Raw genomic sequence first — 13,684 nt, forward strand, 5'->3', positions numbered from 1 at the left:
TTTATTCAGCCTGCATACCTGTTTTATCGCTCCAGAATGAGGCGGAGGCGGTGGCTATCGCTGAGCCTTTGTCGTGAATCATCAGGTAGCGCGCGCTGGCGGGAATTTTGGAGCCCGCGCCACTGACCTGTGGGCCAGTCATGATCCACTGGAAGCCTTGTGATACCAGGAACTCTATGATGCGCTGGGTATTGCTGGCGCTTACTTTATCAAAGGCCTCGTCGAGCGCGAGGAGGCGAGGGGCGCCAGGGCTGGCGCTGCCATAGAGTGCGCCCAGCGCGGCGAAGAGCGGCACATAGAGCGCGAAGAGCTGTTCGGCGCCGCTACGTGTGCCTGCCAGGCGGTCCGTCAGGCGTTGGCGCTGGCCCCCGATGGGCGTCACCCAGACGTCGAAGTGGAACCACTCGCGATAATCGAAGATCTGCTCCAGGGCCTCCATAAAGTTTAGATCGGGAGACTCTTGCTGACGCAGGCGAACCGCCTCGATCTCGCGGCGGAATGCGTTCATCAAGGCGTCGCTCTCCTCGTCGGTGAGGGCCTGGGCTGGCTTGCGCAGGAGGCGATGCTGTTGTGCGAGCTGGCTGCCCAGGCGCGTCTGGTCGTATTCGGCTGGCGGCTTCCATTGCAGGGCGTAGTGTTCGCCAATCATTGGCAGGTTGCTGAGCACAGTGTTGATTTGCTGCACCCATTCCTCGGCCTCCAGAATATGCATGCGGATGGCCTCGGCGATCTCTTGTAGCAAGAAGTCCTCGAAGAGTTGGCGCTCTTGCTCATCGAGCAGGGTTCTCTGCATCTCAATGCGCTCGCTCAGGATCTTCAGTAGTTCGATAGGGCGGCTTTGGTTCTCATGGAGGAAATGTACACGCCCCTGCCCGTCGAGGTCTGGCCCATATTCGAGGAGTTGCGATTGCTCCTGATTGAAGCTCCTCGCAAGGTCGTTATAGGCGTTACGGTACTCGTTTTCGAGTCGTTCTTTACGTTGCGGAACCTCGCTCTCGGAGAGCGCGCCATTGAGCAGACGGTGCGCGGCTGTCAGCGTGTCAGCCTGGCTGGCGGCTAACAGCGTTTCTACCGGGTAGGCTGTCAGGAGATCGAGGAAGCGAGCCTGTCTCTGCGCGCGTTCTTCCTGGGCCTCCTGTAAGTGGGCCTCGATCTCTACGAGGTTGCCCTCGATATTCTGGTAGCGCTCGTCGGCACGGGTGTGTTTTTGCCGGGCCTCATCAAGCTCACCGGTGAGGCTGTCATCGCGCTCACGCAACACGCGTAGCCGTTCGCTCAGTTCCTCGGCATTCGCGAGCGAGGCCACACGCTGAAACTCTTCCATCTCAGCACGGGCCTGGAGCATCTGTTGGTGTACATGCTCATACAGGCGTGTGCTATTGACCTCGTTCGCCTGGGCCCGTTCCAGGGTTGCACTGGCCCGCTGGTATTCTTCCCAGCTATGGGCGAGGCTTTGGAAGTGTGTTTGCAGCGAGCTGGCCTGGTTTTTGAGTTCAATAACGCTGAAGAGCGTGGCCTGGACGCGGCCAGCCTCGCTGGCGAGTGCCGAAACGCCCTGGCTCTCGCGCTCAAGCTGCGCAGTGATGGTGTTATAACTTTGCCGCGCCTCTTGCGTGTGCTGGCGTGCCTTCTGATACCGGTCTCTGGCTGTGTGGAGTGTCTTCTGGGTCTGCACGAGTTCAAGGTAGACCTCTTCCAGGCCGCTCTGGGGGAGGACTTTGCGTAACTGTGTTTGCTTCTCCTGTACCTGCTCAAGTTGTTGTTCATAGGCGAAGAGACGGTTGGTGAACCATTGAAACTCCTCTTCGAGCTGGGCCTGCTGGCTCTCCAACGCTTCCAGTTCGCGCTGCCGTGTACGCAGGCGTGTCTTGCGCCCAATGTAGCGAGCCTGGCCCGGACCAGCGTGGCCACTCAGCAACCCATGTATCCACTGGCCGTTGCTCTCCATGCCGTATATATCACTGGAATGCAGTGTGGCGATGATGTCTGCGGTGAGCGTTTCCCACTGTCCAATAGGTGCCTGGAGAGCGGTGTCAAAACACAGAATATCTCTTGTCTGCGATGCGTGTGTGCGCGGCTGCAAGCGTCTGAGATCGAGCCAGCAATCGCTGAGGTCTTCGCTGGCAAGGAGCGTGGCAGCGGCGGCTTGCTGGGAAGGCTGGACGACGAGCGCATTGAGCAGGCCTGCGTCCTCTAGCGCGGACTCGATACGTCCCGTTTCCTGGTCGTCGCTGCCGGGGGCGAAGTCAAGCAGGGTGTAGAGCGGGAGGGCGGTGATGCCCTGTTCCGCTAGCCGGGTGCGGGCGCGTATATGCCTCTCTGCGTGTGCTGGCTGGTATTCCGGTTCAGTCTTTTTACGCTCATACAGCTCTTTTAGCACCTGGCGTTCATGTGTCTTGCCGCCGATGAGGAGGTGCAATTCATGCATCTCGTCCTGTACCTCGGCGGCGGCCTCACTCAGCTCGCGCTCAAGGCGCGCGATGGTCTGGCGATAGCCACTGAGCAGGGCCGCGAAGCGCTCGACCAGCGTGCCTTCCTGGGCCTCATCGCTCTCCAGGAGGAGCTCCATCTCATCTGCTGTGAAGGTTGCTACTGAAACTGCGTCATCATTAAGCTTGAAGGTCTCAAGGGCTTGCTCAACCTGCTGTTGTGCCTGGCGGGAGCTGTCGTGGAGCGCCTGGAGATGGCTGCGTACCTCATCAAGCTCTTGAAAGCGTGTCGTCTCAAGCTGACGCGCGTTCTGCACTTTGTTATCCAGTTGTGCGCGTTGCTGGTGCAGGGCTTCGAGGCGCTGGAGCCAGGCAATGCGTTCCTCGGCTGGTGTGCCGAGAAGCGTGGTCACGCCGGAGGGGATTTCGGGCGCGAAGGATGCATTTGTTGCGAAGGCCTTCACCTGCGCGATAGCGCTCTCGATCTGGATCGCGGCGGTCTCCCAGAGCGCCTTCTCGGCGGCGAGGGTATGCAGTGTACGCAACTGAGCCGCGCTCTCATCCTTCATCCGACTGAAGTGTGTCTGCAGGCGTTGGACACTTTGCTCGCTGGCGTTGCTGGCCTGGCGCGCGGCGTCGAGGCTCTGTTGTTGCAGGTTCATCTGTGAGGTCGCGGCCTGGACGCGCTGGCGTACCGCGACAAGCTGGGTTGCCACCTGGAGACCTTCGCTTGTTTCCAGCGCCCTGATCTGCCCGTGGATTTGTTGCTGCTCCTCTTGTAGCAATTGTGAACGCTGCCCGGCCTCCGTGCGCTCTTTATCGGCGCGTTCCAGGGAGCGACGAAGGGTGCTCGCCCGGCTCTGGGCCGCGTCCTCAATTAACTGCGCGCCCTCATATTCGCAGGCCGCCAGTTGTGCGCGGACGCTAGCGAGGTGCTGAAGCGCGCGGTGAAGGCGCTCGGCGGCGTCGTAGGATTGCTGGACGCGCTCAATCTCGCTCTGGATGGAGTCGATACGTTCGATGGTACCGATGACGCGCGAGGTGGTTTCGCTGGAGATCTTGCGCAGCGACATTTTTAGATAGTCATGGACGCGCGAGAAGTTGAGCTCGGTGCTTAGATTTGGGCGGCGCAGGATGAGCAGGAGATTGATCAGCTTCTCGAAGTCCTTGCTATCGTGAAAGCCGAAGAGGTAGCGGGCGACCTGGCGCTCGTATTCAGCCTGCGTCTCGCAGATAATGCCATGCCCTTCGAGCAGTTGTTTGAAGCGCAAGTGGTCATAGGCGCGCTTCTCGCCCTTATTTTTCGTGTCATAGATAGTATCAAGCTCGTAGCCGAGGCGTGAGCCATCGGTAATCAGGAAGCGCAGCGCGCGAATGCGCTCGGTAGTGTTGGCGTTGCCAGAGATGCTCAAGCCGATGGTGAGAAAGCGTGTGCTCGTCCGGTCACCGTTCTCCCAGCGTTGGCGTAGTTCGTCGGCGATGGGTGGCCTGTTTTCATCGCACCACTCAAATTCCAGTGCGATATAGGCTGTGCGGCGCTCGTGCTGGTAGGGGGTGGCCGAATTGCTGTCGCCAAGTACATAGTATTCGATGCGGCGTTCGCGACCACCAAAGGTATCGAGGCGGTTGGGGCGCAGGTCGCCTTCAAGCGCGAGCGGGAGCGCGGCGGTCAGCACCGTGGATTTGCCGCTGGCATTTTCGCCTGCCAGAAAGAGGCGACCATGCGGGACTTCAAATTCCTGGCGTCCATAGAGCCAGAAATTGGTCAGGATGATGCGGCGCAAGCGATAGCCTTCGGGACCGCCTGCCTGTGCCTGGAGGACCTCGACAAAGCGTGTGACCTGGTTTGTAAGCGCATCTTCCGAGTTCTCATCGAGCGTCGCTGTCCATTCGGTGAGCTGGTCGAATGTTTCTTGCATAAATATTTCTTTCCTCACTCCAATCCGGGTAGGGTCGTGGAACGTGTTTTTTGGGCGCGCTTCGAGTTGGCTTTTGCGCGCCCGCGAGTGGTTGTCGTGACCTCCGGGCCTGGCTTCTCATAGGTAGCGGCATAGCGGGCGGCGGTTGGCAGGATAAGCAGTTGCCCCTCCTCGTCGGGGCCGCGTAGCAGGCCGACCTGGCGCATCTTCTTGTACACATCTTGCAGTAGCACGCGTGAACTTTTGCTGCGAGCCTCGTTGCCCCAGTTCTCGCCATATTGTTCGCGCACACTATACAGGAGCGCGCTCATATCTTCGACGGAGACATGCAGGCACCCAAAGGCATCGGGCGGGGACCACGCACTGGTCTCGACCTGCTTGCGGATAGCCTGGCAGAGCAGGAGCGTAATCTGGTCATTGGTGCCATAGAGGGAAAAGGGGGCGATAGGCCCCAGCGCCATGCCGCTCGCGCGTACGATACAGGCATAATCACGCTGGATATCCAGCAGCCAGCCAAAGGTATCAAGAAGCTCATTGGCAACGCTGTCGGCGTGCGTAAGCAGCTCGGCGAAGGCGGAGGGATCATCGAAGCGGAAGAGCGTGGGGCCGAGCAGAAGAACCCGCCAGGCGCGTACGAGGGCGGGCGACCTTGTCATGTCCGTGAGTAAGGCTGGTTGGAGCGCCGTAGCTGGATCGGACAGGTGTGCTGCCGCGCTCTTGACGGTCTGTGGATTGAGCGCGGCCACCAGTGAGCGTGCCACGGGTGTAAACTCGTAGAGGACATCGGCATTTCCTGCCTGCTCCACCCATTCCCGTGTCTGTCCATCGACGAGCTGGAGTCCTCCCAGGTCCTCCAGGTAGTGGAGCGCGCGCTGCATACTATAACGGTCGGCTGCCCTGCGAAAATCGAATGGTTCCTCACCATCGAGACCGAGTGCCGACTGTTCCTGAACCTGCTCGGCCAGTTGCGAAAGCAGGAATTGTAGCTCATTGCCGCGACCCGTCAGTTGCCGATTCTCGGAGTACCAGAGTAGCCAGGTCAGGCAGGCAAAATCCTTGGGCTCCTTCAGCCGTTCGTAGAGATAGCCAGGAGTGAGGGCATTGAGATGGCGCTCCAGGCGGATTACACTGCTATTGCGCTGAATGCGCCAGCCTGTATGCTGATCATGCCATGCCTGCAAGGTATAGTAATGATGTTGTACCAGGCGGAACAGGTCGCCTTGATGGGAGTGAATAACCTCTTTCTCCATCAACGTCACGTGGGCCTTGAGCAGATCCGCCGTCATGGTTGCCCAGCGAATGCGGTGATTTACCACGTTGGTGGGGCGTTGTTCTCCCTGGGCTGGCTCTATGCCTTCGCCTATTGGGATGTCTTGCTGAACTTCAGTCTCTTGCATGCTCTCTATCCTGTGTGGATGCTTGTTTTATACCAGTTCTCTCTGCCTCTGAGGCACGCTTGCTGGTTGGCGTGACAGACGATAACGTGGAAGGAAGAGGGTACCATCATCGGCGTGAAGAAGCGTGTAGATCCGCTCGCCTGGATTCAATAGTGTAATGATGGAGCCATCGAGGGCGCGATACTGATGAGAGGTATGTCCCTGGCAGGCATCAATGATCTCGGTGAGCACCGCGCGGTCATCCACGCTCACATGGGTAAGCGCGCCAAGATCCAGCGTATCGGTGGCGAAGAGATGGGCAATGCGTGCTCGCTGTTCTTGTAGCCGTGTTTCATGCTGTATTACGAGATCGCGGATAATGGTCTGGTTATCGATGATGGGATCTTCCATGGCTGGATTGCCGCGAAAGCTGCGATTGACCGGCCGCAAGTAGAGAGTCACTGCAGGAGCCTCTTGCCAGACATTCGGCTGCTGGGAATCATAGGTCGCGCTCGGGTCGCCAGCGAAGCTCTCAGGCAGGTGGACTGGCAGGTGATTGGCGAAGGCAACGGAGAACAACTGCTGGGCTGTTTCGCCATCGCGGGTCGTGAGCAAATATCGTGCCAGTGTATCCAGGTGCGTGGCGTAGTTGGCGTTAGGACGAGCGCTTGCGGCTAGTGCCGAGGCGCGCCGCACGACCTTATCGACTTCGGCGAGGGCGTTGCGGCGGAAGGAATCGGCGTTCTTCCCCTCGGCGAACCAGTTTTGCAAGGCCTCGACCTGGTTGCTGGCCTCCTGCCGCAACTCCTCGGATGTGCGCCTGTTCTCGGCGGTTGGGGCGGGAGGCTCAAGGTAGCGGGCAACAATATCGATCAGTACTGCTTGTTTACCCGTTGCTCTCCACGTAGATAGTTGCTCGCGGATGCGCCTGCTATATTGGGTTAAGGCCTGAGCAAAGCCATGCACGTAGGCGACGACCGCTGACTTATACTGCTGGAACGCCTCCAGGTCAGGGCGAGCCTGTTGAGCGGCACTGATCATCGTCGCAAGGTATTGCGCGGCCTCGCGTGCCATCGTGTTCCAGACCTCAAAGGCGCGTTGCCATTCCTCGGCGAGTTCGCGTCCACGGGTGGAGTCCAGATCCAGGCCAGAGCTTTGCAGGGCGTCATCGATAGACTGGAGAGAGGCCCACAGGCGCGGAAGATCGCCCTGGCGTAGCGAACCCCTGGCGGCACTGGCGCGATGTTGCTCATCGAGGAATGTCTCGATGGCGATAGCCTCGGGCGTGGCCTGGTAGAGCAGGGCGGGTGAGAGGAAGCTGGCGATAGAGGAAGCGCGACTGGAGTCGTAGATGGTCGTTATATTGCCCCACTCTTTCAGTGCCACCAGGTCATTCTGACATTGTTCAAGTGTATATTCAGGATCAAAGGCGGCACGGACTGCGTCACGAATCTCCTGCGTCGTGAGCTGATAGCTATAAAACTCACGATGGTGTTGGAGGAAGGTACGCATAATCGTGCGATACCAGCGAATGCGATTGGAACTGACAAGGTAACTAAAGATTGGCAAGCGATCTGTGATATTAAATGCGGGAGAAATGGAAAGATCTTCAGTCGTATTCATTGGCTCCAAACTCTTCTATCTACCTCTGGCTCTATTGCCCCATTTCGGTTATTCTATCATATGTGTCTATGCATATCCAGCACAATCTTTTACTGCTCAAATATGTCCTTGAGCCATGCCTCCACTGCTTCATTGAGCCGCTGCTCTCTCCAGTCATACCAGGCTTGCTGCCACTTGCCTCCCCTTATCGCTAACACATCTTTAAAGCGCCTGAACGCGCCTTTCCCACTCAAAGCAATGGCTAAATTTTCGGCGGCACGTTCGTCTTTGGGTGCAACTATCTCATCCACGAAATCGGCCATCCATTGATAGGCCTCAGAGGAGGGGATACGGTCAATGCGCTCATAGTCGTTGCTTCCATCGACTTCTGCCGCCATTTTTTCTTGCACCTCCTCATCGTCATCTTCTGACCAGAAGAGCACTTCGCCCGTGACCTTGTTGAGGTAATACATATGGCTCAGGTCGCTATCTTCCATTGCTGCTTCCAGCATATCCATATCGATGGGTTTGCCATTGGGAAGGGTTGCCATAACCAAAATTCCCTCCTGCTATTTTTTTGCGGCTCTACATGTGCGAAATGCTAGGTACAATTGCAATTTAAGGATATCACATGTGCCTATATGCGGAATGAGGTCTTGAAGGTGATTTGAAACATGTGGTTATGGCGATGTCTACATGGGAAATCCTGCCAAAAATGTTAAAGCCGAGGTGCTGCCCGATATCTGGTAAGCACTCGGCTTTAACTCATTTCTCTCAGTCGTGAAAGTTTAAGAGGCACTGCAGAGAAATGCATCTTTGTTGGCGGTGTTTCTTGCGCAACTTTCATTCGCGCAAACCACATAGCAAAGACGGTCTTCCAATATTGACGCGTCTCTTTATTGGGACATTACTAGTATAGACCCAGATTTGCTCTTTTGCAAACACTGCAGTATGTATTCAAGAGGTGTCTGCCACGTTTCTTCTGGCTCTTGCCTCGCCTCGAATTGCCACGTTCAGGAGTAACAGGTGTGCGTGGAAGATTTTTCCGCTGGCGATTGTTCTTATATGGCAGAGTACGCTATTTATAGAGCGATGTTATTATGAAACGCGTCACCCCGCTCATATTCGGGGGCGCGCATTAAGAATATGGGAGAGAACTATCCATGAAGGTTGAAATCTGGTCCGATGTTGCCTGCCCCTGGTGCTACATTGGGAAGCGACACTTTGAGGCCGCGCTGGCAGAGTTTCCACAGCGCGAGCAGGTTGATGTTATCTGGCGCAGCTATCAGCTTGACCCCAACGCCCCCCGCGACTCGAAGCAGACCACAGGCGAGGCCCTCGCGAAGAAGTTTGGTGGACCCGAGAAGGTAAAGGCTATGAACGAGCGAGTGACGCAGGTCGCCGCCGAAGCCGGTCTGGAGTATCATCTAGACACGGCCATCTACGACAACACCTTTGACGCGCACCGCCTGATCCATTTCGCGGCTCACAAGAACCTCCAGGATGAGGCTAAAGAGCGCCTGCTCAAAGCGCACTTTACCGAGGGCGCGGCGGTCGCCAATATTGATGAGCTTGTGCGCCTGGGGACCGAGATTGGTCTCGATGCCGATGAACTGCGGGGGGCGCTTGAGAGTGATGCCTATGCCGACGAGGTAAAGGCGGACTTCCAGCGTGGTAGCATGTTTGGCGTTCAGGGTGTTCCTTTCTTCGCCATTGATGAGAAGTATGGGATCTCCGGCGCGCAGCCGAGCCAGGTATTTGCGGAGGTGCTCACGAAGGCGTGGTCCGAGTCCCATCCACTTATCAATCTCAGCGGAAACACGCAGGACGCGGGCGTCTGTGAAGGCGACAACTGCGCCATTCCCCAGAACGACTAAGAGCTAAGAGGCATGGACTTTTGTACCAAGATCGCGCAAAAGCCCATGCCTTCCCTTATGAGTGGATAGTGGCAAGTATTCTCAACATGCTTTTACTGCAATTAGATGCGCTCGAGCAGGAAAACGGGGATCTCGCGGGCGGTCTTCTTCTGATATTCGCCGTAAGGGGGAAAGACCGAGATTGCCTTCGCGAAGGCCTGCGCCCGCTCATCGCCACTGAGCAACCTGGCCCTGGCAGGAAACTTCTCGCTTCCAACCTCAATCGTGATATCGGGATGTGCCATGAGATTGTGATACCATAGAGGATGCTTCGGTGAGCCTCCCTTGGAGGCGACCGCAAGATAGGTATCTCCATAAGGAACCGACATTAACGGATAAATACGCTCCTGACCTGATTTCGCCCCCTTCGTTGTAATGAGGATCAAAGGCGCCCAACCTGGGACCTTTCCCCTATTAGCGCGAAATTCCTCGACAACTTTTTGATTGCGCTCAATGAACTCTGTATCATTCATCCTCTGTATCTCCTTATCTATCTCCTGGATATTGGGTTTCCTCACCCTATTTTAACACATGTTGAATTTATAATCGCTGGACACAACTCTAACCAGGAGCTATTGCAACAAATCGGCAAACTCGCATAATCTAGCTCTCTCTGCTCACAAATTGTATGCATGATGCCCCTGGAACGGCTACTCTGGTCACGGGTTCTCCGAGAGCTTGTTCGCTCTCTATTACTGGGAGGACCGTGATCTCGCCGCTATACTGATTCGCGACCAGCAAGAAGCGCCCATCGGGCGCGATGGCGAAATTGCGAGGCCAATCGCCGCCCGTGGGCGCAGTTGCCAGGCGCTGCCACTCTCCATCTGGGGCAACGGCAAAGGCTGCGATGCTATTATGGCCTCGATTCGAGACATAGAGCCGTTCCCCTGAAGGGGCAAAGTGAATATCGGCGACCGCACTTTCAGGGGCGCCTGGCGGTAGCGTTTCGAGTACCTGGCGTGCCTCAAGACGGCAGTCTTCCACGGTGTAGTCATAGATGACTACGGTGTTATCTAGCTCGCATGCGACCGCGAGTTGTGGACGCTGGGGATGAAAAGCCATATGGCGAGGACCGGCTCCAGGCCGGGCGTGAACCTGTGCGTGCGCTTTGAGGGTTCCTTTAACAGGATCAAAGGCATAGATGACAAGCTGATCAATTCCCAGGTCTGCCACGATCAGAAAACGGCTATCAGGCGTAAAGAGCGCGGAGTGCGCATGTGGACCCTCCTGTCGCTCTGGATTTGGTCCACTCCCATGGTGTTGGATAAGCTCGCTCATTGCGCCAAGACTGCCGTCATCCTGAATGGGAAAAACAGCGACTGTTCCGCTGCCATAGTTGGATGCGACCAGCCACTTGCCGCTGGCATCCAGCGCCAGGTGACAGGGCCAGTTGCCGCCGCTGGCCTGACTGTTTAAGAGGGGCGAAGTATTCAGTGCGCTGATGTTGTCCAGTGCCAGCCCCCAGACCGCGCCGGCCTTGCCATCTACCTGTTCACTCTGTTCACTTACCGCATAGAGCCAGCGCCGGTTGGGGTGAGCGAGAATAAAGGATGGATGCGCAATGCCAGCAGAGGACCCTTCGGCCTGCAATGTTCCAGTTGTCGTGTCAAAGGTAAAGGCATGAATGCCGGGTGTATCGGCGGTGGCATAACTGCCAACATAGACTGTATAGTGGGAATTTGTCATTTAATGCTCCTAAGCCGTGGATGTGTGAAAGTGCGTCATATCATCACAGGCGGCATGCTTTCTAAGAAAGTATTATGTCACACCGCCTGACTGCTTTGTGTAACCTCTACTGGTTACTTGCTTCTGCTCTGATGTTTGACCAATGCATGCGACGACGTCATTAGTTGCTCGGCCTGTTGATACGCTGCCTGCGCGTGCTCCACATCACCCAGCATATCGTAGACCTGTCCCAATTGTCTCCAGGCATCTGTATCTTCAGAGCTGGTAGCCAGGTAAGTTTGGTAATCCGCTATGGCCTCAGTAAAATGCGCGAATTCTCGCTGGCTCTGTGCTCGGGTCAGATAGGCTTCAGCAAGTTCTTCATCCAACGTGAGCGCCTGGGTGCAGTCAGCAATGGCCTGCGCATAATTGTGTGCTTGATATGAGGCAAGGGCGCGTGTCTGCCAGTTGGCAGCATCATCTGGGTTTCTTTCAATCAATTGGCTGAAAGCCTGGTAGGCCCTGTCATTCTGACCGATTGCCATAAAAACGTTTCCACGTGTCTGGCAGGGGAGATAGTGCTCGGGATCAAGCGTGCTGGCTCTGCGACAATCGACGAGCGCGCTATTATAGTGCTTCATCTCCAGGTTGCACAGGGCGCGCATAGCGTAGGCAAAGGCGTTATGGGGATTGAATTTAAGTGCTCTACTATATTGTTGGTGCGCTGAGACAAAACGGTCGTTATACGCGGAACACGATGCCAGTTGAAACCAGGCTTCGGAGAGCGTTGGATGGTGCTGAATGACGCGCAGCAACATGTCTCGAACCAGGTCGTTTCCCCCCAGTTTGAGGAGCAGCGAGGTGAACTCAGACCAGTACTTTGCATTTGTTGGATCGAGTTCAAACGCTTTCTCAAATTCCACCAGCGCCTGTTCGTATTGCTCTATGGTATACAACAGCAGGGCACGCTCATGATAGGCACGCGTGTAGGTTGGACGAACCTTCACGGCTTGCAAAAGTTCTTCTAGCGCACGAGAGTAATCTTCGAGCTTAATGGAGATACATCCAAGAAGATACCAGCCATCAGCGGAGGTTGGATGAAGCTCTAACGCCCGAGTGAACGCGACGCGGGCCTGCTCGTATTCTTCAAGATCATAGGTTATCCCACCCAGCACGACCCAGGTCTGACTATCATGCGGGGTTATTTCCTGTGCGCGCCTGATACTGACCAGTGCCTCTTCGTGCCTGCCAAGCTTATGCAATAACATTGCCTGTTCGTTGTATGCGAGAACCAGGGTTGGTTCCAGTTCCAGGGCTTGCTGGATATTGTCCTGCGCCTTCTGGAATTCGTCAAGTTCACGATAGACTCCAGCCCGATTGGCATACGCGAGGGCGAAACGTGGGAAGAGTGTGAGGGCCTGCTGAAAATCAGTGAGCGCAGCCTGGAACTGCCCCAACCTTTGATAGGCATAGCCGCGATTATTATACATAACCGCGTCCGCATCATCACGTTCAAGAATGTGGGTGTGGTCAGCGATGGCCTGCTCAAATTGTTCTAACTTGTGATAGACCAGGGCGCGATATTTATACGCGATTTGTAGGTCGGGAGCAAGCTCAATCACATGACTTAGATCTTCTAGCGCCGCAGCGTAGTCTTTGAGCTCATATTTGATCAAACCTCGATGGGCATAGGCCTCGTAGAAACGGGGATTGAGTGCTAGCGCACGGCTACAGGCCTCTTTGGCCTCCTCGTAGCGTTTGGCATCATGGAGCACCAGGGCCTGATCGGCCCAGCGCTGAGCATTGGCTTCTTGATCCCAGCCAATGGGCAGGGCATAGAAGTCTGCTTTAACCTGACTGGCTTCTTCCAGGGCATCTGCGAAGGCCATGACGTTGGGATAACGCTCATCGGGGTTTATCGCCAGGGCGCGCATGATTACCGCTTCGACGCCAGCAGGCAGGTCGAGCACCTGATCGCCCAATGGTATAGGTGGCGTTGCTCCCTGGAAATACGCGGCAAACTGGTGGGTCGAGCCAGAAAAAGGAAAGTTGCCGCTTAACCAGTTGTAGACGGTCACGCCGAGGGCGTATTGATCACTGTTGGGGACCGGAGACCCGAAGAACTGCTCAGGCGCCATATAGTATAGAGTGCCGGAGAAGCGGTAGGGATCATCAGGATCACCGTCACCCTTGTGCGTAAGCGCCGCCAGTCCAAAGTCGCTGAGCAAGATTTCCTCGTTGACCCCAAACAACATGTTTTGTGGTTTCACATCGCGATGAATTACTCCCAGTTCATGAGCGTAATGCAGTGCTGACGCGATCTGGCGCACGCGTGAGACAATTAAGGCCAGCGGGAAAATCACTCCCAGAGGGTAGCGCCGCGCAAAGGCTCCATAGGAGCAGTACTCCATCGCCACATACGGCGTTTCTCCTTCCAACTGCCCATCCAGCACATGCACAATATGAGTGTGTTGCATTTTTTACAATATGCGGAATTCCTGCTGAAAGGCTACGACTGCCTCTGCATAGGCTTCTTTCTCTTCCTCGTCGCCATCAGAGAACGTATGGAGTACTTTGAGAGCGACCTGAGTCTGCTTTGTGGTGTGTTCCGCGAGAAATACCTTCCCAAAGCCGCCTGAACCAATCTGGCGTTTGAGGCGATAGGAGCCGATCTGAGAAGCAATGGCCGTGAGCATTCTGTATCCTCCACAACGCTGCTTAAGGCAGGAGCGTTCCTGCCTGGTTTTTATCTTTATATGCAGAAACATTGTAAGGTT

General features: G+C 56.0%; 9 protein-coding genes. 1 reads left to right on the plus strand and 8 read right to left on the minus strand.

The features are described from left to right. Position 1 precedes the first annotated feature (1 nt). From KTE_RS21785 to KTE_RS21800, 4 genes are all read right to left on the minus strand, one after another. Positions 2-4,348, minus strand: a complete 4,347-nt coding sequence (locus KTE_RS21785) for a TIGR02680 family protein (protein WP_201384578.1) — start codon at positions 4,346-4,348, stop codon at positions 2-4. 14 nt (positions 4,349-4,362) lie between these two features. Beyond that, positions 4,363-5,745 carry a TIGR02678 family protein gene (locus KTE_RS21790; protein WP_201384580.1) on the minus strand — a complete coding sequence of 461 codons (1,383 nt, stop codon included), beginning with the start codon at positions 5,743-5,745 and terminating at the stop codon, positions 4,363-4,365. 27 nt (positions 5,746-5,772) lie between these two features. Beyond that, positions 5,773-7,347 carry a DUF2397 domain-containing protein gene (locus KTE_RS21795; RefSeq protein ID WP_201384582.1) on the minus strand — a complete coding sequence of 525 codons (1,575 nt, stop codon included), beginning with the start codon at positions 7,345-7,347 and terminating at the stop codon, positions 5,773-5,775. A gap of 89 nt (positions 7,348-7,436) precedes the next feature. Continuing rightward, positions 7,437-7,877 (minus strand): UPF0158 family protein, encoded by a 441-nt coding sequence (locus tag KTE_RS21800; RefSeq protein WP_201384584.1) that lies wholly within the window; start codon positions 7,875-7,877, stop codon positions 7,437-7,439. Positions 7,878-8,489: 612 nt separating this feature from the next. Here KTE_RS21800 and KTE_RS21805 point away from each other — a divergent pair. Next, positions 8,490-9,203: a DsbA family oxidoreductase gene (locus KTE_RS21805; RefSeq protein ID WP_201384586.1), complete on the plus strand. Its 714-nt coding sequence runs from the start codon at positions 8,490-8,492 to the stop codon at positions 9,201-9,203. A gap of 101 nt (positions 9,204-9,304) precedes the next feature. Here the strand turns inward: KTE_RS21805 and KTE_RS21810 are convergent, their stop codons facing one another. From KTE_RS21810 to KTE_RS21825, 4 genes are all read right to left on the minus strand, one after another. Continuing rightward, a complete protein-coding gene (locus KTE_RS21810; protein WP_201384588.1) occupies positions 9,305-9,715 on the minus strand; it encodes a nitroreductase family deazaflavin-dependent oxidoreductase in 411 nt (136 codons plus the stop codon). A 130-nt stretch (positions 9,716-9,845) separates the two neighbouring features. Beyond that, positions 9,846-10,928 carry a lactonase family protein gene (locus tag KTE_RS21815; protein ID WP_201384590.1) on the minus strand — a complete coding sequence of 361 codons (1,083 nt, stop codon included), beginning with the start codon at positions 10,926-10,928 and terminating at the stop codon, positions 9,846-9,848. 113 nt (positions 10,929-11,041) lie between these two features. After that, entirely contained in the window at positions 11,042-13,384 is a 2,343-nt protein-coding gene (locus tag KTE_RS21820) for a serine/threonine-protein kinase (RefSeq protein WP_201384592.1), read from the minus strand. 3 nt (positions 13,385-13,387) lie between these two features. Then, positions 13,388-13,603, minus strand: a complete 216-nt coding sequence (locus tag KTE_RS21825; RefSeq protein ID WP_201384594.1) for a hypothetical protein — start codon at positions 13,601-13,603, stop codon at positions 13,388-13,390. Between the last annotated feature and the right edge of the window lie 81 nt (positions 13,604-13,684).

Source organism: Ktedonobacter sp. SOSP1-85 (genome assembly GCF_016587415.1).
Taxonomy (GTDB): domain Bacteria; phylum Chloroflexota; class Ktedonobacteria; order Ktedonobacterales; family Ktedonobacteraceae; genus Ktedonobacter.